The following is a 20,576-nucleotide window of genomic DNA, read 5'->3' as shown; positions in this document are numbered from 1 at the left end:
CACAGGGGCGAGCGGCCGGCGGATCAGTGCGCGGAGAGCTCGCGCACCGCGTCGGCGACGGCTCGGAAGTCCTTGCGCAGGATCTTGGAGTGGTTGCTCGCGACCTTCGCGCTGACCCGGATGTTGGGGTTACGGGCGACGACCGGGTCGAGGTTGGCGCGGATCTGTTCCATCAGCTTCGGGTCGCCGCCCAGGTTGCCGCCGGTGGCGAGCACGTACCGGGCCGGCACGGTCAGACGGTCGAAGACCGGGTTGAGGACGGCGGGCGCGCAGAGCTCGTTGGCCTCGATGTTGATCTCGGCGTGCTGCGCGGCGCTCATCCGCGCGGCCAGGCCGAGCGGGCGGGCGATCGGGAACAGCGGGCTCATCCGGCGGAACAGCTTGCGGATCTGCTCCCGGGCGGCATCGTCGAGCCACTCGTGCGGCAGGGCGCCGTCCACGGACACCACCCCCAGGGCGCGGTCCGGGTTCCGGGCGGCCCAGTGCACGGCGAGCATGGCGCCGTAGGACCAGCCCACCAGGATCGGCCGGTCCACGTTCCTGGCGGCCAGGATGGCGTCGAGGTCGCGCAGGCATGCCTCGAACGAGTAGTCCGTGGCGCGCTTCGACTTGCCGCGGGCGCGCTCGTCGTACGTGATGTGCCGGTAGTCGCCGCCGAGTTCGGTGATGACGCGCCGCCAGTGCGACTGGTCGGCGTAGGAGCCGTTGAGGTAGACCACGGCACGACCGGGCCCGCCGGTGTCGGTCACGGCCAGTGCGGTGTCGTCGACCGACACCATGCCGGTCCAGGCGGAGTGCTCGATGGTCATGGTGTGGCTTCTTCCGGTGTCAGAGGTCTTCGGGGCTGGGGGAGGGGTGTGTTTTAGAGGCTGCGGGCGGTGATGTCGCCGTAGGCGGTGGTGGCGTGGATGTTGAGGGTGGTGGTGTTGTTGGTGTTGGTGAGTGCGTTGTGGATGCGGCCGTAGGTGGTGCCGGCGTCCAGGGAGGCGGAGATTCCGCGGGCGGCGCCGATGGTGATGTGGCCGTGTTCGGTGCGCAGTTCGACGGTGCCGTGGGTGGCTTCGGTGATGTGGAGGTCGCCCTTTTGCGTGCTGAGGTGGGCGGGGCCGTCCAGGAGGCCGACCTTGATGTCGCCGGCCTGGAGGGTGAGGTGGGCGCTTGCGGTTTCGTCGAGCTTGACGGTGCCCTGTGCGGCCTCGAAGGTGACGTCGCCGAGGCGTCCGACGCCGCGGAGTTCGGCGCTGGCGGTCTTGGCCTGGATGTGGGAGCCGGCGGGCAGCTGAACGGTCACCTCGACCGAGCCGGAGCTGCCGAGGATGCGGTTCTTGGCCGGTGCGGCCTCGATCCGCAGGACGCCGTCGGTGTAGGCGACCGTGGTCTGCTCCGCCGCCTTGACGTCACGGCCGCTCGAGGCGTTGGCGGGCAGGACCTCGACGGTGGTGTCGGCGCGGTCGGCGGCGATGAAGCGGATGCGTCCGGCGGGGACGTCCAGGACGGCGGTGATGGGGGCGGTGGTGGTGAACTTCTGCATTGCGCTCTCCTTGAGCTCGTCGTTTCCGATGAGCGAAAAGCTACGTTGCATTCACGAATCGATCAACAGTGACGTTGCACAGAACTGGCATTACTGCAGGTCAGAGCCGTAAAATCATTGCAACGAGTCTCTGGGTTAACGCAACGTCAGGCGTCTGTGCGTTGCAATGAATTGAAGGTGAACGCTATGCGGAGACGCCACAGGCCGTGGAGCGTGCCGGGCGTCGCCCCAAGGGTGCTGCGCTGCGCGGTGTCACCGGAACTGAGCTGATCCGCCGTCATGGATGGCCCGCAGCCATGGCTGCCGGACGGCGGGCAGGCGGGCCAGCGTGTGGAAGAAGGCCTGAGTGACGACGTACAGCGGCCTCCAGGGCCACGGCGACAGCGGTTCGTCGCGCGCGACGCCGGCGGGCAGCCTTCCCGTAGCGGGCAGGAGTGGGTGTTCTCTGTGGAAGGCGAGGTGCATCCATACGTCCGCGGCAAGCGGCACGGCGCCGACGCCGGGCGGCGTCGGCCAGGGCTCTCCGGTCTGCGGGTGCCGCGGAACCACGAGGATGTCCGGTGCCGGGTCGGGGGCAGGCAGTCCCGGTCCGGCAAGGGCCGCGTGTTTGGCGTTCGGCCCCGGTGGGAGTACGTCCTCGATGGAGCGGCGGAACGATTCCGCCAGGGGGCCGTCCGGGACGGTGACGTGCGAGCCGCCCGAGGCCGCCACCAGGTGAGCCAGCGCTATGGAGACTTCCACCTCCCAGCGAGGGCTCCACGATCCGTTTTCCTCGACCGGTGGCGTGCTGTGTCGTTCCTCCGCGAGGGTCTGCCAGGTCGTGATCGAGCGGTCCGGGCCGGTGGCGACGCGGCGGACGGCGCTCGGTTCGAGCCAGGTCGCCTGCCACAGGGAGCAGTCGTCGACCCGGGTCGCGACTTCCTGTCCGCACCGGGCGCATGCGAGGTTGGGCCCGTCCCGGCCGTCGAGGCCGCAGCAGAAGCCCTCGGTGCGCTCAGGGATCAGGACGGTGCCGTGGGCATCGCCCGGGGCCATGACGATCGACCCGGGCATCCCGAAGGACAGGGCGTGTACGGGCGCGAACACTCCGCGGGCCTCCGCCTCGGCCGGGTCGATCTCGCTCCACTGCCGCCACGGCGGCCCGAACGGTTCCGGGTCGACGGCGTAGGTACCCGATTCCATCAGCACCGGGAGGGACCGGCCGTTGCCGTAGGTGTGGCGGGCGTAAGCGGGATACGGAACTCGCGACACCGGTGCGGTCAGCACGGCATCGCACCGCACGCACGTGAACGCGTCCATGTTCCCTCTCGATGCCGGCCGACACGCGAGTATGGTGCGGCCGGCGACCCGGGGCCAAAACGTTTGTTCGCCCTGCGCGGCCGATGCCGGACGGGTGGCTGTGACAATCTCGCTCATGACCAGCGAACCCCTGCAGATCCCACTTGATCGACTTCGCCATGCCTTCGATGTGGTGCTCCAGCAGGTGGAAGCGTCAGCCGGTCTCACCGTGACGCTCGACGAGGAGTACTTCTGGTCCGTGCCAGGCGATCAGCTCTACGACGTCCTCAACGAGCCGAAGACACTCACAATCGGGCAGCTCTCAGAGTCATGGCAGCGCCTTGAGGACCTGCTCGCTCACCAGGACGGGGCCCTGGGCTACCACCTGGTGTGGCTTGCCGACGTCATCCGGGCAATCGGCCAGGACAACCCCGGCTGAGGTCTGCCCCGTCGGGCTGGACCTCACAGCGTTGCGAGATCGTCATGAGGAAGCTGCGGTTCTGCTCGTGTGTGGAGGTGCCCGGGTGACACGTCTGGGTGACATGGTGTTAGCCCGCATGGTGGACAGGAAAGCCTTCAGGCTGACCTGAAATGCCCCTTGGGCGCCCTCTGGCCAGGAGACCGTGCGGTCACTGCGCATGCCGTCGCCGGCCGCGAATGGAGAGAAAGGACCTGCCTTGCGGCGCATCCTCCGTCCCCTCACCACCACGGCCGTGCTAGCCCTGCTCACCTTCGGCCTCGCCGCCCCAGCCCAAGCCGCCCCCGGCGGCCCTCCCGCAAGCCTCGAGACCGTACTCACTCAACTCGGCGAGCTCCTCGACCAGACCCTCGCCGGCCTCTCTGGCGCCCCCCTCTGACTGCCGCGGATAGTTCAGCAGCACCGGCCGGGCCTGCGCTGGGCCCGGCCGGCGCAATTACGCTTCGGACAGGCCCCTAGCGGCGTTTGGGGCGGGCGAGGAAGCGGGCGCGGCCCGCTTGGTGGGCGGCCCGGGCTGCGGCGGCCTGGGGGTGGATGAGTGGCGGCTCGGGCGGCGGGGTGGCGGAACCCTGGCAGGGGCGGCAGAGGCCGTCGGGCAGTGCCTCCGGGCGGCCTGGGGTGCCGCAGTTGGCGCATTCCGCCAGGGTGGGTGAGGTGTGTTGCTGAGCGGCGGGCGGCAGTTCCGGTGGGCACTTCGTGAGCAGGCGCTTGCGGGTGAAGGCGGCCGGGGCGTGGATGTGTCCCGGCAGATTCGCCGTGAGCGTTCGGACGAGGTGGGCGCGACTAATGCCGCGCGCCAGCCATTCCGCCGCCAGCGGTTCCAGGTCCGCGCACTCCGCAGCGGATAGGGGGAGGCGGGGGTTCGTCCGGGCGACGACGGCCAGGGCCTCGTAGGCCTCCGAGGGCGGCGCCGCCGCCGGTTCCGGCTGCGGTTCGGGTGCATCACCCTTGAGGAAGCGCTTCCACCACGCTTCGCTGCGTGGCGTGCGTGAGAAGTACGAGCGCCACACCCACTGGGTGCGGCCTTCGCCGACGGTTTCGCGTTTGCGGAAGACATGCCCGGCTGCGGTGAGCGCGTTGAGGGCCGTGCGGATTGCGTGCTGGCCGTACGCCGCCAGCTCCTTGGCCAGGGTCTTCACGTCGATCGCCGCGCCGTCCGGCAACCGGTCGATGTGCGCCGCGATGTGCGCTTCGCGCTCGGGCAGATGAGCGAAGGTCTGCCGATCGCGGGGGCTTTGGTCCGGCGCGGACTTCTTTCCGTAGCCGGGTGCGGCCATTGGGGGAGTGTAGGGGCGGGGGGCAGCGATAGTGTTGGCGGTAGCCACTGGATCGCCTCTCGATCACTGTGGTCAGACCCCCGTTTCGGTGTTGGCGCACCGGCGGGGGTTGCTTGTTGCTGCGCACGCTACACGGCGAGTGCGCGCTGTCGCGATGCGGTTGCGTAAAGTCATCTGCCTGTGCTTACGCGGGGGTTGGGAGGGTGGGTGGGTCAAACCCCACCTCCCACTCCTTAAAGAGGGCGCTCGGCGCTCGACGCCCGAAGCTCGGCTATGAAGGTCCCCCATGTTTTCGGGGGGACGTTCAGCCGAGGGCCGCGTTCCCGAAGCTCGAGCTTCGAGTCTCGGATGTGGATGGCCTGGGGGAGGGCTGCAATCTCGACACAGTCGCCGCCCACCTGGTCGCTATAGCTGGACTTGAACCATGTCAGCCGTGCGCTCATAGAAGCTCCGTTATGAAGTCCCCCCACGCGCGGGGGGTAATGGTCAGGCGGGGGCTGCTCCCCCGAAGCTCGAGCTTCGAGTCCCGGATGTGTATGGCCTTCGGGCAGGTGGCGACTTCGACGCAGTCGTCGCCCTGATCGCCGCTATAGCTGGACTTGAACCATTCCAGCTCGCTTCTCATAGCTCCTCCGCCAACTTCCTTAGGAACACTGCCGACTCTTCGACGCTGAGGGCTTGCGCGCGGATCATGCCATGGCGTTGGGACAGGACGCTGACCTGCTCCCGGGCGGAGTGCAACGCGCTCGTTTCGTGGCCTTCCACGTAGGCGTACTGCTGATGCTGAGCGGTCTCCAAAATCACCAGCGCACCGCTGAGTCCCAAGACGGCACCACGGCCGACCGGCAACACGTTGATGCTCACGTTGCGCAGCTCTGATGACTCCAGCAAGTGGTGAAGCTGCCGCCGCATCACCTCGTGCCCACCCACCAAGCTGCGCAGCGCCGCTTCATAGATCACGAAGCTGAACAGGGCGGAGGGCTTGTCCCGTAGCCTCTCCTGCCGTCGCAGCCTGGCTGTTACCCGTTCCTCGACCGTCTCGTCGTCCAGCGGTGGATAGCTCGCACTGAGCAGGGCGCGTGCGTAGTCCTCGGTCTGCAGGAGGCCTGGGATGAGTAGAGGCTGGTAGGAATGCAGGGCGATGGCTTCGCTTTCCACAGCCATGAACTCCTGCGAGCGCGGCGGAAATTTCTCCGGCTGCAAGTACTCCGCGGTTGCGGTCAGCTTTCCTCGCGCGGAACACATCTCGTCGGCCACTTCGAGCAGGCGCAGGCTGGGGCGCCGCCGCCCCTGTTCCATCGACTTGACCGTCTCGTAGTTGTACCCGGCTTCTTTGCCCAGCTCCTCGCGGCTGAAGCCGGCCTGGACGCGCCACAGCTTGAGCTGATTTCCACATAGCCGCCACGCCATCGGCGGCTGAGAGCTCTCGTTCGTCACCGCGCGGCCCCCTCCGGTGCCTGCCGGGTACGACAAGGGTCGTACCCACCTCGTTACTACTGATCCTGCTCCCCGACCAGCCACGGTTTCAGCCTGAACGCCGAAACTCACCGCTCCGAGGACATCGATGAGAGCAGCACGACCTCGCACCCCGCTGAAGTTCGCCGGCTGGTGCTTCCCCTGTCATCCCCGCAGCGTCGGGCGGGCGCGCATGCTGTTGCGGGAGGAGGCGCGGGACTGGCCGGTCGGGGAGGAGACGGCCGACGTGGCCGTGTTGTTGCTGAGCGAGCTGATGGCCAACGCGTGCCGACACGGGCGGACGTCGCCGGAGCGGGAGATCCGGGCGCTGTGCACCGTCGACGGCGAGAAGCTGCGGATCGAGGTGTCGGACGCCGGGCGCGGAGTCCCACGCGTGCGGCAGGCGAGGGACGACGAGGAGGCGGGCCGGGGGCTCGCGCTCGTTGCCGCCCTCGCCGACGTGTGGAACGTCAGCCTGCGCCCGCACGGCACCGGCAAGACGGTGTGGTGCGAGCTGAGGCTCCGGCAGAAGTGAGGTCTCAGACCTCGATCAGGTCGCGCAGGTCGATCTCGACGGGGAAGGGGACATCCGTCTTGAGCGTGCCGACATGGGTTACGACCGTAGTGCCACCCGCCCGGGTGAGGGCGGATCGTGACTCCCGACCCGACCCGACCCGACCCGACCCGACCCGACCCGACCCGACCCGACCCGACCCGACCCGCCACGTCAGAACGTCACCGTCAGAACGCGACCGTTAGGGCGCCACCGCCAGCACGATCTTCCCGGTAGTCCGACCCCGTTCACCCAGCTCGTGGGCCTTGGCCGCCTCCTCCAGGGGGAACACGGCGTCGACCTCGACGCGCAGGCGGCCGCTCTCCACCAGGGCGGTGATCTCGCGCAGGCCCTGGTGGTCGGGCTCGACCAGGACGTGGGTCGCCCGTATGCCGGCCGCGCGGGCCGCGTCGGCCGGGAAGGTGTCGTCCGGCGGGACGATCAGGAGGAGGGTGCCGCCCGGGCGCAGGGTGCGCAGGGAGCGGGCGGCGTAGTCGCCGCCGATGGTGTCGAGGACGACGTCGACGTCGTGGACGACGTCGGCGAAGTCCTGGCGGGTGTAGTCGATGAGTTCGTCGGCGCCGAGGTCGCGCAGGAGGGCGTGCTTGGGCTCGCTGGCCGTGCCGATGACGTAGGCGCCGCGGGCCTTGGCGATCTGTACGGCGAGGTGGCCGACGCCGCCGGCGGCGGCGTGGACGAGGACGCGCTGGCCGGGGCGGACGTCGGCGGTGTCGACGAGGGCCTGCCAGGCGGTGAGGGCGGCCAGGGGGAGGGCCGCGCTGTGGATGTGGCCGAGGCCGGCGGGGCTGTGGGCGAAGTGGCGGGAGGGGGCGGTGACGTAGTCGGCGTAGGCGCCGGCGGCGTGGGGGAAGCGCGGCATGCCGTAGACCTCGTCGCCGGGGGCGAAGAGGGTGACGCCGGCGCCGACGGCCTCGACGACGCCCGCCACGTCCCAGCCCACGGTGTACGGCGGGGTGGCGCCGGACACGAGCGTGCCGCGGGCGCGGGTCTTCCAGTCGACCGGGTTGACGCCGGCGGCGTGGACGCGGACGAGGATCTCGGTGGGGCGCGGCTCGGGGCGGTCGGTCTCGACGAGCTCGAGGACGTCCGGGCCGCCGGCGACGTTCTGGCTGATGGCACGCATGTCGTGTTCCTTCGGTATGGGGTGTGGCCCAAGATTCGCCGCGTCCGTCGCCGTCCAGTAGTGGCCCGATGGCCAACGTCTGAAAGAATCGGGCCATGAGTCAGGTCATGAATCAGGCCATGAACCCGGCCATGCATCGCGTCGGGGTGCTCGCCCTGGACGGTGTCGTCCCCTTCGAGCTCGCCATCCCCGCCCGGATCTTCGGTGCCGCCCGCACGGCGGCCGGAGAGCCGCTCTATTCCGTGACGACCTGCAGCATCGACGGCCGTCCCGTGCGCACGAACGCGGACTACGAGCTCGTGGTCGGCCACGACGCCTCCGTGCTGGCCGAGGTCGACACCGTGGTCATCCCGCCCTCGCACGCGCTGGGCGGGATCCAGGAGACCGGGCGGCTGCCGGGCGCGCTGCGGGACGCCCTGGCCGCCGTGCGGCCCGGGACGCGCATGGTGGGGATCTGCACCGGCTCGTACGTCCTGGCCGCGGCCGGGCTGCTCGACCGGCGGCCCGCCACCACGCACTGGGAGGAGGCGGAGCAGCTGCGGCGGATGTTCACCACCGTGCGGGTCGATCCCGGCGTGCTGTTCGTCGACGACGGCGACGTGCTGACCTCGGCCGGCGTGGCCGCCGGGGTGGACCTGTGCCTGCACATCGTGCGGCGCGACCACGGCAGCGAGATCGCCAACGCCGTGGCGCGCGTGTGCGTCGTGCCGCCGTGGCGCGACGGCGGGCAGGCGCAGTACGTGCGGCAGCCGGTGCCCGAGCCGGGCACCAGCGGCACGGCGCCCACCCGGGCCTGGGCGCTGGAGCGGCTGGGGGAGCCCCTGACGCTGGCGGATCTGGCCGCGCACGCGCGGGTGAGCGTGCGGACGTTCACCCGGCGCTTCCGCGCCGAGACGGGCGACAGCCCGGGGCAGTGGCTGCTGCGGCAGCGCGTCGAGCGCGCGCGGCATCTGCTGGAGACCACCGACTGGCCGGTGGACCTGGTGGCCCACCGCGCGGGCTTCGGTACGGGCGCGTCGCTGCGGCAGCACCTGCACGCCGCGATCGGGGTGTCCCCTCAGGCGTACCGGAGGACGTTCCGGGCCACGCGCGACATTGCCTGACGCCTGACGCCTGACGCCCGGGCGTCAGGCCTGCGGGACGATCACCACGGCCGTGCCGTACGCACAGACCTCCGTGCCGACGTCAGCGGCCTCGGTGACGTCGAAGCGGAACATGAGCACGGCGTTGGCGCCGCGTGCGCGGGCCTGCTCGACCAGGCGCTCCATGGCCTGGTTGCGGGTCTGGACGAGGGTCTTGGTCAGGCCCTTGAGCTCGCCGCCGATGAGGGACTTCAGGCCGGCGCCGATCTGGCTGCCGACGTGGCGGGAGCGGACGGTGAGGCCGAAGACCTCGCCGATGACCCGCTCGACCCGGTAGCCGGGCACGTCGTTGGTCGTGACGACCAACACATCGGACTTCTCGTGCTGACCGCCGCCGTACTCGTCGATGCCCATCGAGTCCACCTCCGTATGTCTGTGCAGTTTTGCCGTTCGTTGTCCGTGACGCACCCTGGGGGCGTGGGGTTGCGCCGATCGGGTGGAACCGAGACGGGCCCGTCGACGTTGATAACTTTGGGCCGCACACCACACTCCCCGCCTGTGCCCGGGCCTCGCACGAGCCTGTGCCCTCCACTCAGGAGCCTGTCACCCGTGACTCCCATGACCACACTCGCGCTCGGCCCGCAGTGGCTGGACGCGAACTATCTGATCGAGCAATTCGGTCTGATCGGCGTCCTGGCCATCGTCTTCGCGGAGTCCGGCCTCCTGATCGGCTTCTTCCTCCCCGGCGACTCACTGCTGTTCACCACCGGTCTGCTGGTCACCACCAACCAGATCGACAAGCCCCTGTGGCTGGTGTGCACGCTGGTGGCGGTCGCGGCGATCCTCGGCGACCAGGCCGGCTACCTCTTCGGCCGCAAGGTCGGTCCTTCCCTCTTCAAGCGGCCGGATTCCCGGCTCTTCAAGCAGGAGAACGTCGAGAAGGCCCACGAGTTCTTCGAGAAGTACGGCCCGAAGTCGCTGGTCCTGGCCCGCTTCGTGCCGGTGATCCGCACGTTCACGCCGATCATCGCCGGTGTGAGCCGGATGAACTACCGATCGTTCCTCATCTTCAACATCATCGGCGGCATCCTGTGGGGCGTCGGCGTGACGCTGCTGGGTGCGTCGCTGGGCAAGATCGAGTTCGTTCACAAGAACATCGAGATGATGCTCGTCGCGATCGTGCTGATCTCGGTGGTGCCGATCGCGATCGAGTTCCTGCGCGCCCGCTCCAAGGCCAAGAAGGCCGCCCTCCAGGCGCCGACCCCGCCCCCGGCGCCCGTCGGCGGCGGCTACGGCGAGGGTGGTTACGGCGGCGGCTATGGCGAGGGTGGCTATGGCGGCGGTGGCTACGGCGGTAACGACGGTGGCTACGACGGCGGTGGCTACGGCGGCAACGGTGGCGGCTACTACGGCAACGGCGGCGGCGACCACGGCGGTGGCTACGGCGGTAACAACGACGGCGGCTACGGCAACGACGGCGGTTACGGCGGCAACGACGGCGGCTACGGAAACGGTGGCGGCTACGGCAATGGCGGCGGCTACGGCGGCAACGGCGGTGGCTACGGCCCCGGCGACCAGCAGCCGCCCGCCCCGCGCGGTCGCCACGCCCGGCGCTGAGCACGCCCCCCTCGGAACTCCACGGCAGTCTCCGCGGCACCCGCCGCTGAGGCTGCCGTTCCGTATATCCGGGCCCCCGATGCGCGCCCGTACGGCCCATCAGGCATGGTGGCACTGAGCAGGAGGGTGCACGAGGGCCTGACGAGGAGCGCGTGGTGGCGGATCGGCAGCGGGGTGGCGGCGGTTCGGGCCGGGGAGGTCCGACGGACGATCCGGCGGGTGACCAAGCCGAGGACCGCAAGCCGCAGTCCGACGAGGCGCACAGCGCCTTCACCCCGCCGCTGGGCGTGCCGCTGCCGCCCCAGCCCGAGGACGAGCACCCCACGTCGGAGTTCGCGCTGCCCCAGGGCGTCGCGCCGGAGCCCGGGACCGAGCGCGAGGGGTCGGCCTTCACCCGCCCCGGAGCCGGCCCGGCCACCTCCTACCCCGCCTTCACCCCGCCCCACGGCATACCCAAGGTCAGCCTCATCAAGGAGGAGGCGCCCTGGCAGGACCGCATGCGCACCATGCTGCGGATGCCGCTCGCCGAGCGGCCGGTGCCCGACCGCCCGCCGCGCCAGGAGGAGGAAGCGGGCCCGGCCGTGCCGCGCGTGCTCGACCTGACGCTGCGCATCGGCGAGCTGCTGCTCGCCGGCGGCGAGGGGGCCGAGGACGTGGAGACGGCGATGCTCGGCGTCGCGCACGCCTACGGGCTCGGGCGCTGCGAGCCCACCGTCACCTTCACCCTGCTGACCGTCAGCTACCAGGCCTCGCTCGTCGACGACCCGGTCACCGCCCACCGCACCGTCCGCCGGCGCGGCACCGACTACACCCGGCTCAACGCCGTCTACCGCCTCATCCACGACATCACCTCGCAGGGCCTGACCCTGGAGGAGGCGTACGGCCGGCTGGCCGAGATGCGCCGCAACCGCCACCCCTACCCCGGCTGGGCGCTGACGCTGGCCTCCGGGCTGCTGGCGGGCGCGGCGAGCATGCTGGTGGGCGGCGGGCCGGTGGTGTTCCTCGCGGCGGCGGTCGGGGCGATGCTCGGCGACCGGCTGGCGTGGCTGGCGGCGGGACGCGGGCTGCCGGAGTTCTACCAGTTCGTGGCCGCCGCGCTGCCGCCGGCGGCGATGGGCGTGGCGCTGAGCGCCAGCCGCCCGGACATCCAGGCCTCCGCCGTGATCACCGGCGGTCTCTTCGCCCTGATTCCCGGGCGGGCGCTGGTCGCGGGCGTACAGGACGGCCTGACCGGCTTCTACATCACCGCGGCCGCCCGGTTGCTGGAGGTCGGCTACCTCATCGTGGGCATCGTCTGCGGCGTGCTCGTGGTGCTCTACGGGGGCGTGCACATCGGCGGCGGCACGCTCAATCCCGAGGCGGCGCTGCAGCACAAGGAGCGGCCGGTCATCCAGATCGTCGCGGCGATGCTGCTGGCGTTCGCCTTCGCGGTGCTGCTTCAGCAGGAACGTCACACCGTGTGGGTCACCACGCTCAACGGCGGGGTCGCCTGGGTGATCTACGCGGCGATGGCCGACACCATGCGGGCCGACCCGGTGCCCGCCACGGCCGTGGCGGCCGGGCTCGTGGGCCTCTTCGGGCAGCTGCTGGCGCGCTACCGGCACGCGTCGGCGCTGCCGTACATCACGGCGGCGATCGGGCCGCTGCTGCCCGGTAGCGCGGTGTACTTCGCGCTGCTGAACTTCGCGAAGAACGAGCTCAACACCGGCATCTCCAGCCTCACCAAGGCGGCGGCCCTGGCGCTGGCGATCGCCATCGGGGTGAATCTCGGCTCCGAGATGGCCCGGTTGTTCCTCAAGGTGCCCGGCGAGGGTGCCGGGCGCAGGGCGGCGAAGCGGACGCGCGGCTTCTAGTACGTGCGAATGGCCGTACGAAGCCGCGCGTCCGGGTGCCTCAGGCTCAGTGGTGCGAGCCGCCGGCGGCCTCGAGGCGCTTGTACGAGGCCTCGATCTCGGCCTCGGCCTCGGCGCGGCCGACCCAGTCGGCGCCCTCGACGGACTTGCCCGGCTCGAGGTCCTTGTAGACCTCGAAGAAGTGCTGGATCTCCAGGCGGTCGAACTCCGACACGTGGTGGATGTCGCGGAGGTGCTCGACGCGGGGGTCGTTCGCCGGGACGCACAGCAGCTTGTCGTCGCCGCCGGCCTCGTCCGTCATGCGGAACATGCCGATGGCGCGGCACTTGATGAGGCAGCCGGGGAAGGTCGGCTCGTCCAGAATGACCATCGCGTCCAGCGGGTCGCCGTCCTCGCCGAGGGTGTTCTCGACGAAGCCGTAGTCGGCCGGGTAGGAGGTCGAGGTGAAGAGTCGGCGGTCCAGACGGATGCGACCGGTCTCGTGGTCCACCTCGTACTTGTTCCGCGAACCCTTCGGGATCTCGATGGTGACGTCGAACTCCACGGGTGGCTCCTTCATGATCAACACATACGTCTGGTGATTAAGTGTCCCCCACGTAGGTGTGTGGTGGCGAAAGGGGCTGGTCCGTGGAGCCTGGAGCCGGATGGTGGCAGGTCAGGCGGTGGCGGGAGGCCCCCGTGACGCAGCGCCGGACCGTGGGGTTCGCCGCGGCGTCCGCCGTGGCCGGATTCGTGATCGCGACCGGTGCGGTGGCGGCCGCCGGCCCCTGGGACGGAGGCCAGCGTAAGGCCGAACGGGTCCGGGCCGCCGCAGCGGTACGCCCCGGGAGTGACGCCCTGCGCGGCGCCGGGCGCTCCGCCGGGACGATCACGGCTCCTCCGGTGCTCGGCGCGCTCCGCGCCCGGGGCGCCTCAACGCCCCGCGAGAGCCTGGCCGGGACGCTGGAGCCGCTGCTGGGCGACTCCGCGCTGGGCAGCGAGCACGCGGCGTCCGTCGTCGACGCCGCCACGGGGGAGCAGCTGTACGGGTCCCGTGAGCGCACCGCGTACACCCCGGCCTCCACGGTCAAGCTCGCCACGGCGGCGGCCGCGCTCGCCGCGCTGGGGCCCGACCACCGCATCGAGACGACGGTGGTCGCCGGAGGGGACGGCATCGTGCTGGTGGGCGGGGGCGACCCCACGCTCACCGCGGCACCGCCCGGCAAGGGCGGCGGGCCGCGCTTCGCCTCGCTCGCCGACCTGGCGGACGCGACGGCCCGCTCGCTCAAGGCGCGCGGGACCACCCGCACGCGGCTCGCCTACGACGCCTCGCGCTACTCCGGCCCCGCACGCCACCCCATCGGCATCAACGTGAACATCGCCCCCGTCAGCGCGCTGATGGTCGACGAGGGCCGCCTCGACGACTCCAACCGCGGACCTGCCGACCGCACGGCCGAGCCGGCCGCGGACGCGGCGCGGAAGTTCGCGGACCTGCTGCGCGAGCGGGGCGTGGAGATCGAGGGCGACGTGGCGGAGGGCCGGGCCGACGCCAAGGCGGCGCGCGTCGCCGCCGTCGCGTCGGCGCCGCTGGCCGACCTGGTCGAGCGGGCGCTGACCTACAGCGACAACGACATCGCCGAGGCGCTCGCGCGCCAGACCGCCCTGGCGTCCGGGCAGCCGGCGAGCTTCGAGGGCGCCGCCAGGGCCGTCACGGACCGGCTGGCCGGCCTGGGGCTGCCGATGGAGGGCGTACGGATCGCCGACGGCAGCGGCCTGGACCGCGCCGACCAGGTCTCCGCCGCCTTCCTGGCACGGCTGCTGGCCCGTTCCGCGGATCCGCGCGCCCCACGGCTGCGGCCCGTGCTCACGGGCCTGCCGGTGGCGGGCTTCAGCGGCACGCTGCGCGACCGCTACCCCCGCGAGAGCGCCGGACGCGCCGCCGTCCGCGCCAAGACCGGCACCCTGACCGGCGTGAACACCCTGGCCGGCACGGCGGTGACGCCGTCGGGGCGGCTGGTGACCTTCGCGTTCATGGCCTCGGGCACGACGGACGCCGATGCCGCGCAGCAGGCCCTGGACAAGCTGGCGGCGGCGGTGGCCTCCACCGGGTGAGTGTCTTGCGCTCCGCCCCGGGATCTCTTTCCGCCGCAACGGCGCTCAGCTCACCGCAAGGTGCCCGGCGGTGCCGAACCGGCCGTCTGGTGCGGGCCGGTGGCCCGGTTTGTGCCCACCCGTTCCGCCCTGCGGAACGACTGCCCACAAACCCGTTGGGGACCGGGCAAGACCTCACTCGAAGCCGTGCGCAGCACGTACGGTGAAGGCATGACGAGCGTCGGTGGCACGGAGATGGTCGACTGGAAGCTCGCGGTCGCGACCGCGACCCGGCTCGTACGTCCGGGGCCGGAGGTGAGCCGGGACGAGGCGCGTGAGGTGGTCGCCGAACTGCGGCGGCACGCCGAGGCGTCCGAGGGGCACGTGCGGGGGTTCACGCGCATGGGGCTCCGGGACGGGGAGGGCGCGGCGGCGGTGGACACGCCGGTGCTCGTGGTCGACCGGGCGGGGTGGGTCAAGGCCAACGTCGCCGGGTTCCGGGCGGTGCTCGGGCCGCTGCTGGAGAAGATGCAGGGCCGCCGCGCGGGCCTGCCGGGCGGTGCCGTGCTGGGGGCGGTCGGCGGCAAGGTGACCGGGGTCGAGCTGGGGATGCTGCTGTCGTTCCTGGCGTCCCGGGTGCTGGGGCAGTACGAGACGTTCGCGCCGGTGACGCGCGACCTGCCGGGATCCCCCGGGGGCGGCGGGCGGCTGCTGCTCGTCGCCCCCAACATCGTGCAGGTCGAGCGGGAGCTCGACGTCGACCCGCACGACTTCCGGCTGTGGGTGTGCCTGCACGAGGAGACCCACCGGACGCAGTTCACGGCCGTGCCCTGGCTGCGGGACCACATCGAGGGGGAGATCCAGACCTTCCTGGCGGAGACGGACGTCGATCCCGCCACCCTCCTCGAGCGCGTGCGGGAGGCGGCGCAGTCGCTGACCGGCGGGCGGCCCCCGCAGGAGGGGCGCAGCATCGTCGAGCTGGTCCAGACGCCCGCGCAGCGGGAGGTCCTCACCCGGCTGACGGCCGTGATGTCGCTGCTGGAGGGCCACGCCGACTACGTGATGGACGGCGTCGGGCCGCAGGTCGTGCCGAGCGTCGCCGAGATCCGGGAGAAGTTCCAGAAGCGGCGCGCCAGCGGCGCGGGCCGGCTGGACGCGGCGCTGCGCAAGCTGCTGGGTCTGGACGCCAAGCTGCGGCAGTACCGTGATGGCGAACGCTTCGTGCGGTCCGTGGTCGACGAGGTCGGCATGGAGGGCTTCAACCGGGTCTGGACGTCGCCGAACACGCTGCCCACGAAGGCCGAGATCGCCAAACCGGCGGACTGGGTCGCACGGGTGCACGGCCGGACCGACGGGTGACGTCGGCACGCGCCGTGCCGGATGAACGCTCCCGTTATCACCCGTCCGAGGGACCGTGTGCCAAGGGTGGGCGTGCGATGCTCGGGTAAAGGCTCGTCTCTGTCACCATCGACGCACACAGCGTGACGGAGACGGTCGATACTCGGAGTCGGCAAGGCCCCGGAGCCGGCTCCGGCACCCCCCTTTCGAATGGAACGATTGGACACACGGACATGGGTCCACACCCCGCGGTCGCGGCGATACGCCTGGCGGTCCGCCGCGTTCTCCACGACGTTCTCACCCTCGCTCCGCCCGCCTCCGTACCCAGCGCGGCCGGCGACCGGCCGCCGCTCGTCCTCGCCGCCTGCTCCGGCGGCGCCGACTCCATGGCCCTCGCCTCCGCCCTCGCCTTCGAGGCCCCCCGCCTCGGAATCCGGGCCGGCGGCGTGACCGTGGACCACGGCCTCCAGTCCGGTTCCGACCTGCGCGCCGCCGAGGTCGTCAGCCGTCTCACCGCTCTCGGCCTCGACCCCGTGGAGGCCGTGCGCGTCGACGTCGGCCGTGAGGGCGGCCCCGAGGCCGCCGCCCGCGACGCCCGCTACGCCGCCCTGGACTCCGTCGCCGACCGGCACGGCGCCGCCGCGATCCTGCTCGGCCACACCCGTGACGACCAGGCGGAGACCGTGCTGCTGGGGCTCGCCCGCGGCTCCGGCATCCGCTCGCTGTCCGGCATGGCGACCGCCTCCGGCGCCGGCGGCCGCTACCGCCGGCCCTTCCTCGGCCTGGACCGCCAGACCGCCCGCAAGGCCTGCATGGTGCAGTCCCTGCCCGTCTGGGACGACCCGCACAACGCCGACCCCGCGTACACCCGCTCCCGGGTCCGCCACGAGGCCCTGCCCGTCCTGGAGAAGGCGCTGGGCAAGGGCGTCGTCGAGGCGCTCGCCCGGACCGCCCAGCTCTCCCGTGACGACGCCGACGCCCTCGACTCCTGGGCCGCCGCCGTGGAGCCCTCCGTCCGGGACGACTCCGGCGACCTGGAGGTCGCCAAGCTCTTCGCCCTGCCGCCCGCCGTCCGCCGCCGGGTGCTGCGCCGCGCGGCCATCGAGGCGGGCTCCCCGGCCGGTTCGCTCTTCGCCCGGCACCTCGAGGAGGTCGACCGGCTGATCACCGGCTGGCGCGGTCAGGGGGCCATCAACCTGCCCGGGCGCGTCGCGGTCCGCAGGCAGGGTGGCAGACTGGTCCTCCGGCAATCGTGAACGAGCGAGAGTGGCGCGGGTGGACGACAAGGACATGGGCACCGATCTGAAGTCGGTGCTCATCACCAAGCAAGAGATCGACGCGAAGCTGGCGGAGCTGGCCGCGAAGATCGACGCGGACTACGCGGGCAAGGACCTGCTCATCGTGGGCGTCCTCAAGGGCGCCGTGATGGTGATGGCGGACCTGGCGCGTGCGCTGTCCACCCCGGTCACCATGGACTGGATGGCCGTGTCCTCCTACGGCGCGGGCACCCAGTCCTCCGGAGTGGTCCGCATCCTCAAGGACCTCGACACCGACATCAAGGGCAAGCACGTCCTGATCGTCGAGGACATCATCGACTCCGGCCTGACCCTGTCGTGGCTGCTGTCGAACCTCGGCTCCCGCGAGCCGGCGTCGCTCAATGTCGTGACGCTGCTGCGCAAGCCGGAGGCGGCCAAGGTCGCCATCGACGTGAAGTGGGTCGGCTTCGACATCCCGAACGAGTTCGTCGTCGGTTATGGTCTCGACTTCGCGGAGAAGTACCGCAATCTGCCCTTCGTGGGCACGCTCGCGCCGCACGTCTACGGCGGCTGAGCGCCCCCCGGCCCCTGACGGACGGGGTCTTCCGGCGTGCGGGAACCGAATTCGGCTTCCCGCCGTTGGAGCAGGGGAGGGCGGGTTTGTTGACCGTCCTTGGCGGCGTCGGGTGACAATGCTGGGGTACCGTCCGAAGGTCAGTCTTTTCAATCTTTTCAAGGTCGAGCACGACACCGCACGCACAGGCACCCCGTTCCGGGGGTGCCGTGCCTCACTGTGGCAGGAGGGACGGGGCGCTCGCGCCCCGTATGGATGGACGTGAAGCGCTACTTCCGTGGGCCGGTCATGTGGATCGTGCTGGCCGTCCTCGCCGTGGTCGTGTTGATGCAGGTCGTCGGCTCGTCCGGCGGCTACAAGTCGGTGGACACCAGTCAGGTCGTCCACGCGATCGACAAGAACCAGGTGAAGTCGGCCGAGCTGACGACCGGCGACGAGAACAAGATCAAGATCGAGCTCAAGAGCGGCGTCAAGATCAAGGGCTCGGGCAAGGTCCAGGCGAACTACATCGGCGACCAGGGCGTCGAGATCTCCAAGGATCTCCAGGCCAAGGCCGATGACGACGACACCAGCACGCTGCCCGACGGCTACAACGTCTCGACGTCGAAGCAGAACCCCTTCCTGGGCGTCCTGCTCTCGCTCCTGCCGTTCGTCCTGATCGTCGTCGTCTTCCTGTTCCTGATGAACCAGATGCAGGGCGGCGGCTCCCGGGTCATGAACTTCGGGAAGTCCAAGGCCAAGCTGATCACCAAGGACACCCCGAAGACGACCTTCGCCGACGTGGCCGGCTCCGACGAGGCCGTCGAGGAGCTCCACGAGATCAAGGAGTTCCTGCAGGAGCCCGCGAAGTTCCAGGCCGTGGGCGCCAAGATCCCCAAGGGTGTGCTGCTCTACGGCCCGCCCGGTACGGGCAAGACCCTGCTCGCGCGCGCCGTCGCCGGCGAGGCGGGCGTGCCGTTCTACTCGATCTCCGGCTCCGACTTCGTCGAGATGTTCGTGGGTGTCGGTGCCTCCCGGGTCCGCGACCTCTTCGAGCAGGCCAAGGCCAATGCCCCCGCCATCGTCTTCGTCGACGAGATCGACGCCGTCGGCCGGCACCGCGGTGCGGGCCTCGGCGGCGGCCACGACGAGCGCGAGCAGACGCTGAACCAGCTGCTCGTCGAGATGGACGGCTTCGACGTCAAGGGCGGCGTCATCCTGATCGCCGCCACCAACCGCCCGGACATCCTCGACCCGGCGCTGCTGCGCCCGGGCCGATTCGACCGGCAGATCGCCGTCGACCGTCCGGACATGCAGGGCCGTCTGGAGATCCTCAAGGTCCACCAGAAGGGCAAGCCGGTCGCGCCCGACGTCGACCTGGCCGCCGTCGCCCGCCGGACCCCCGGCTTCACGGGTGCCGATCTGTCGAACGTGCTGAACGAGGCCGCCCTGCTGACGGCCCGCAGCGACAAGAAGCTGATCGACAACCACATGCTGGACGAGGCGATCGACCGCGTCGTGGCCGGACCGCAGAAGCGGACCCGGATCATGAGCGACAAGGAGAAGAAGATCACCGCGTACCACGAGGGCGGACACGCCCTGGTCGCGGCGGCTTCCCCGAACTCCGACCCGGTCCACAAGATCACGATCCTGTCCCGGGGTCGCGCGCTCGGCTACACCATGGTCCTCCCCGACGAGGACAAGTACTCGACCACGCGCAACGAGATGCTCGACCAGCTGGCCTACATGCTGGGCGGCCGCGCGGCCGAGGAGCTGGTCTTCCACGACCCGACCACGGGCGCCGCGAACGACATCGAGAAGGCCACCGCCACGGCCCGCGCGATGGTCACCCAGTACGGCATGACCGAGCGCCTGGGTGCGATCAAGTTCGGCTCCGACAATTCCGAGCCGTTCCTGGGCCGCGAGATGGCGCACCAGCGGGACTACTCCGAAGAGGTCGCCGCGCTGGTCGACGAAGAGGTCAAGAAGCTCATCGAGACCGCGCACAACGAGGCGTGGGAGATCCTCGTCGAGAACCGCGACATCCTCGACAACCTCGTTCTGGCCCTCCTCGAGAAGGAGACGCTGAACAAGGAGGAGATCGCCGAGATCTTCAAGCACGTCGTGAAGCGCCCGGCCCGCCCCGCGTGGACCGGCTCCTCGCGCCGTACGCCCTCCAGCCGCCCGCCGGTGCTCTCGCCCAAGGAGCTCGCCCCGACGAACAACGGCGCCGCGCCGGTGGTCGACTCGGTCGAGCTGCCGAAGGACACGCCGAGCACCCCGGAGAGCTGACCGGCGGCTCCCGAGCCGCCGCCCGGGGCCGCACAGGGCCCGGAATGGATGCCGCGCCACCCAGGTTTTAGCCTTGGGGGCGCGGCATCGCGCTTTTCCCCCTCCGGTGGGGCCGCACGCAGCGCATAGGCACGAGAGAACGAGGCAAGCCCATGACCGACCCGGTGACGCTGGACGCCGAGGGCTCCATCGGTGAATTCGATGAGAAGCGGGCCGAGAACGCCGTCCGTGAGCTGCTGATAGCGGTCGGGGAGGACCCGGACCGGGAGGGCCTGCGGGAGACCCCGGCGCGGGTGGCCCGGGCGTACAAGGAGATATTCGCCGGCCTGTGGCAGGAGCCGCAGGACGTGCTGACCACGACCTTCGACCTCGGTCACGACGAGATGGTGCTGGTCCGCGACATCGAGGTCTACAGCACCTGCGAGCACCACCTGGTGCCCTTCCACGGCGTGGCGCACGTCGGCTACATCCCCTCCACCAGCGGAAAGATCACCGGCCTGTCGAAGCTGGCCCGGCTGGTGGACGTCTACGCCCGCCGCCCGCAGGTGCAGGAGCGGCTGACGACGCAGATCGCGGACTCGCTGATGGAGATCCTGGAGCCGCGCGGCGTCGTCGTGGTCATCGAGTGCGAGCACATGTGCATGTCCATGCGCGGCATCCGCAAGCCGGGCGCCAAGACGCTGACCTCCGCCGTGCGCGGCCAGCTGCGCGACGCGGCCACGCGCGCCGAGGCGATGAGCCTGATCATGGCCCGCTGACCCGGCGGAACGCACCCGGCGGTACCGGCCCCGGACCGACG

At 70.9% G+C, this 20,576-nt stretch carries 22 protein-coding genes; 12 read left to right on the top strand and 10 right to left on the bottom strand.

Features of this window, described 5'->3' with window-relative positions; genetic code table 11:
* Window positions 1–23: 23 nt before the first annotated feature.
* The 3 genes from IE295_RS31595 to IE295_RS31585 form a co-directional block, all read right to left on the bottom strand.
* Complete coding sequence (locus IE295_RS31595; RefSeq protein WP_190067226.1) at window positions 24–809, bottom strand: alpha/beta fold hydrolase; 786 nt, start codon at window positions 807–809, stop codon at window positions 24–26.
* 53 nt (window positions 810–862) lie between these two features.
* Window positions 863–1,531, bottom strand: a complete 669-nt coding sequence (locus IE295_RS31590) for a DUF4097 family beta strand repeat-containing protein (protein WP_190067225.1) — start codon at window positions 1,529–1,531, stop codon at window positions 863–865.
* A 252-nt stretch (window positions 1,532–1,783) separates the two neighbouring features.
* Window positions 1,784–2,830 carry a hypothetical protein gene (locus IE295_RS31585; protein ID WP_190067224.1) on the bottom strand — a complete coding sequence of 349 codons (1,047 nt, stop codon included), beginning with the start codon at window positions 2,828–2,830 and terminating at the stop codon, window positions 1,784–1,786.
* 115 nt (window positions 2,831–2,945) lie between these two features.
* Between IE295_RS31585 and IE295_RS31580 the strand changes: the two genes are divergently transcribed.
* Both IE295_RS31580 and IE295_RS31575 read left to right on the top strand, forming a co-directional pair.
* Window positions 2,946–3,248 (top strand): hypothetical protein, encoded by a 303-nt coding sequence (locus IE295_RS31580; protein WP_190067223.1) that lies wholly within the window; start codon window positions 2,946–2,948, stop codon window positions 3,246–3,248.
* 238 nt (window positions 3,249–3,486) lie between these two features.
* Window positions 3,487–3,666, top strand: coding sequence for a hypothetical protein (locus IE295_RS31575; RefSeq protein ID WP_190067222.1), 180 nt, complete (start codon window positions 3,487–3,489; stop codon window positions 3,664–3,666).
* Window positions 3,667–3,742: 76 nt separating this feature from the next.
* Here IE295_RS31575 and IE295_RS31570 read toward each other — a convergent pair whose 3' ends face one another.
* The 4 genes from IE295_RS31570 to IE295_RS31555 all read right to left on the bottom strand — a co-directional run bounded on the left by IE295_RS31570 (window position 3,743) and on the right by IE295_RS31555 (window position 5,974).
* On the bottom strand, window positions 3,743–4,564 hold the full coding sequence (locus tag IE295_RS31570) for a hypothetical protein (protein WP_190067221.1): 822 nt from the start codon (window positions 4,562–4,564) through the stop codon (window positions 3,743–3,745).
* A 233-nt stretch (window positions 4,565–4,797) separates the two neighbouring features.
* Complete coding sequence (locus tag IE295_RS31565; protein ID WP_190067220.1) at window positions 4,798–5,007, bottom strand: DUF397 domain-containing protein; 210 nt, start codon at window positions 5,005–5,007, stop codon at window positions 4,798–4,800.
* Window positions 5,004–5,189 carry a DUF397 domain-containing protein gene (locus IE295_RS31560; RefSeq protein WP_190067219.1) on the bottom strand — a complete coding sequence of 62 codons (186 nt, stop codon included), beginning with the start codon at window positions 5,187–5,189 and terminating at the stop codon, window positions 5,004–5,006. The genes IE295_RS31565 and IE295_RS31560 overlap by 4 nt, the downstream gene beginning before the upstream one ends.
* Window positions 5,186–5,974, bottom strand: a complete 789-nt coding sequence (locus tag IE295_RS31555; protein WP_190067257.1) for a helix-turn-helix domain-containing protein — start codon at window positions 5,972–5,974, stop codon at window positions 5,186–5,188. Before IE295_RS31555 ends, IE295_RS31560 begins: the two co-directional genes overlap by 4 nt.
* A 154-nt stretch (window positions 5,975–6,128) precedes the next feature.
* On the opposite strand from IE295_RS31555, the gene IE295_RS31550 reads away from it, so the two are divergent.
* Complete coding sequence (locus IE295_RS31550) at window positions 6,129–6,554, top strand: ATP-binding protein (RefSeq protein WP_190067218.1); 426 nt, start codon at window positions 6,129–6,131, stop codon at window positions 6,552–6,554.
* A gap of 220 nt (window positions 6,555–6,774) precedes the next feature.
* Here the strand turns inward: IE295_RS31550 and IE295_RS31545 are convergent, their stop codons facing one another.
* On the bottom strand, window positions 6,775–7,716 hold the full coding sequence (locus IE295_RS31545) for an NADP-dependent oxidoreductase (protein WP_190067217.1): 942 nt from the start codon (window positions 7,714–7,716) through the stop codon (window positions 6,775–6,777).
* 131 nt (window positions 7,717–7,847) lie between these two features.
* Here IE295_RS31545 and IE295_RS31540 point away from each other — a divergent pair, with 131 nt between their 5' ends.
* Complete coding sequence (locus tag IE295_RS31540; protein ID WP_190067256.1) at window positions 7,848–8,819, top strand: GlxA family transcriptional regulator; 972 nt, start codon at window positions 7,848–7,850, stop codon at window positions 8,817–8,819.
* A 24-nt stretch (window positions 8,820–8,843) separates the two neighbouring features.
* Here the strand turns inward: IE295_RS31540 and IE295_RS31535 are convergent, their stop codons facing one another.
* Window positions 8,844–9,212 carry a YbjQ family protein gene (locus IE295_RS31535; protein ID WP_190067216.1) on the bottom strand — a complete coding sequence of 123 codons (369 nt, stop codon included), beginning with the start codon at window positions 9,210–9,212 and terminating at the stop codon, window positions 8,844–8,846.
* A gap of 204 nt (window positions 9,213–9,416) precedes the next feature.
* Between IE295_RS31535 and IE295_RS31530 the strand changes: the two genes are divergently transcribed.
* The gene (locus IE295_RS31530; RefSeq protein ID WP_190067255.1) at window positions 9,417–10,415 is read left to right on the top strand and encodes a DedA family protein; all 999 of its coding nucleotides are present in this window, start codon (window positions 9,417–9,419) and stop codon (window positions 10,413–10,415) included.
* A 152-nt stretch (window positions 10,416–10,567) separates the two neighbouring features.
* Window positions 10,568–12,268 (top strand): threonine/serine exporter family protein, encoded by a 1,701-nt coding sequence (locus IE295_RS31525; RefSeq protein WP_372479849.1) that lies wholly within the window; start codon window positions 10,568–10,570, stop codon window positions 12,266–12,268.
* A 46-nt stretch (window positions 12,269–12,314) separates the two neighbouring features.
* Here the strand turns inward: IE295_RS31525 and IE295_RS31520 are convergent, their stop codons facing one another.
* The gene (locus IE295_RS31520; protein WP_071962293.1) at window positions 12,315–12,812 is read right to left on the bottom strand and encodes an inorganic diphosphatase; all 498 of its coding nucleotides are present in this window, start codon (window positions 12,810–12,812) and stop codon (window positions 12,315–12,317) included.
* 134 nt (window positions 12,813–12,946) lie between these two features.
* On the opposite strand from IE295_RS31520, the gene dacB reads away from it, so the two are divergent.
* From dacB to folE, 6 genes are all read left to right on the top strand, one after another.
* Entirely contained in the window at window positions 12,947–14,359 is a 1,413-nt protein-coding gene (gene dacB, locus IE295_RS31515; protein ID WP_190067214.1) for a D-alanyl-D-alanine carboxypeptidase/D-alanyl-D-alanine endopeptidase, read from the top strand.
* A gap of 210 nt (window positions 14,360–14,569) precedes the next feature.
* Window positions 14,570–15,697: an Rv3626c family coenzyme F420 biosynthesis-associated protein gene (locus tag IE295_RS31510; RefSeq protein ID WP_190067213.1), complete on the top strand. Its 1,128-nt coding sequence runs from the start codon at window positions 14,570–14,572 to the stop codon at window positions 15,695–15,697.
* Window positions 15,698–15,909: 212 nt separating this feature from the next.
* On the top strand, window positions 15,910–16,932 hold the full coding sequence (tilS, locus tag IE295_RS31505) for a tRNA lysidine(34) synthetase TilS (RefSeq protein ID WP_190067212.1): 1,023 nt from the start codon (window positions 15,910–15,912) through the stop codon (window positions 16,930–16,932).
* Between the two features lie 34 nt (window positions 16,933–16,966).
* Window positions 16,967–17,506 (top strand): hypoxanthine phosphoribosyltransferase, encoded by a 540-nt coding sequence (gene hpt, locus IE295_RS31500; RefSeq protein WP_190067254.1) that lies wholly within the window; start codon window positions 16,967–16,969, stop codon window positions 17,504–17,506.
* Between the two features lie 255 nt (window positions 17,507–17,761).
* A complete protein-coding gene (ftsH, locus tag IE295_RS31495; RefSeq protein ID WP_190067253.1) occupies window positions 17,762–19,777 on the top strand; it encodes an ATP-dependent zinc metalloprotease FtsH in 2,016 nt (671 codons plus the stop codon).
* Window positions 19,778–19,929: 152 nt separating this feature from the next.
* The gene (folE, locus tag IE295_RS31490; RefSeq protein ID WP_086566600.1) at window positions 19,930–20,535 is read left to right on the top strand and encodes a GTP cyclohydrolase I FolE; all 606 of its coding nucleotides are present in this window, start codon (window positions 19,930–19,932) and stop codon (window positions 20,533–20,535) included.
* The last annotated feature ends 41 nt before the right edge of the window (window positions 20,536–20,576 follow it).

Origin of the sequence: Streptomyces griseocarneus (assembly GCF_014655595.1) — a bacterium.
In the GTDB taxonomy this organism is placed as follows: domain Bacteria; phylum Actinomycetota; class Actinomycetes; order Streptomycetales; family Streptomycetaceae; genus Streptomyces; species Streptomyces griseocarneus.
Note: the sequence above shows the minus strand (reverse complement) of the source record. Positions and strands in the feature narration are given on the sequence as shown.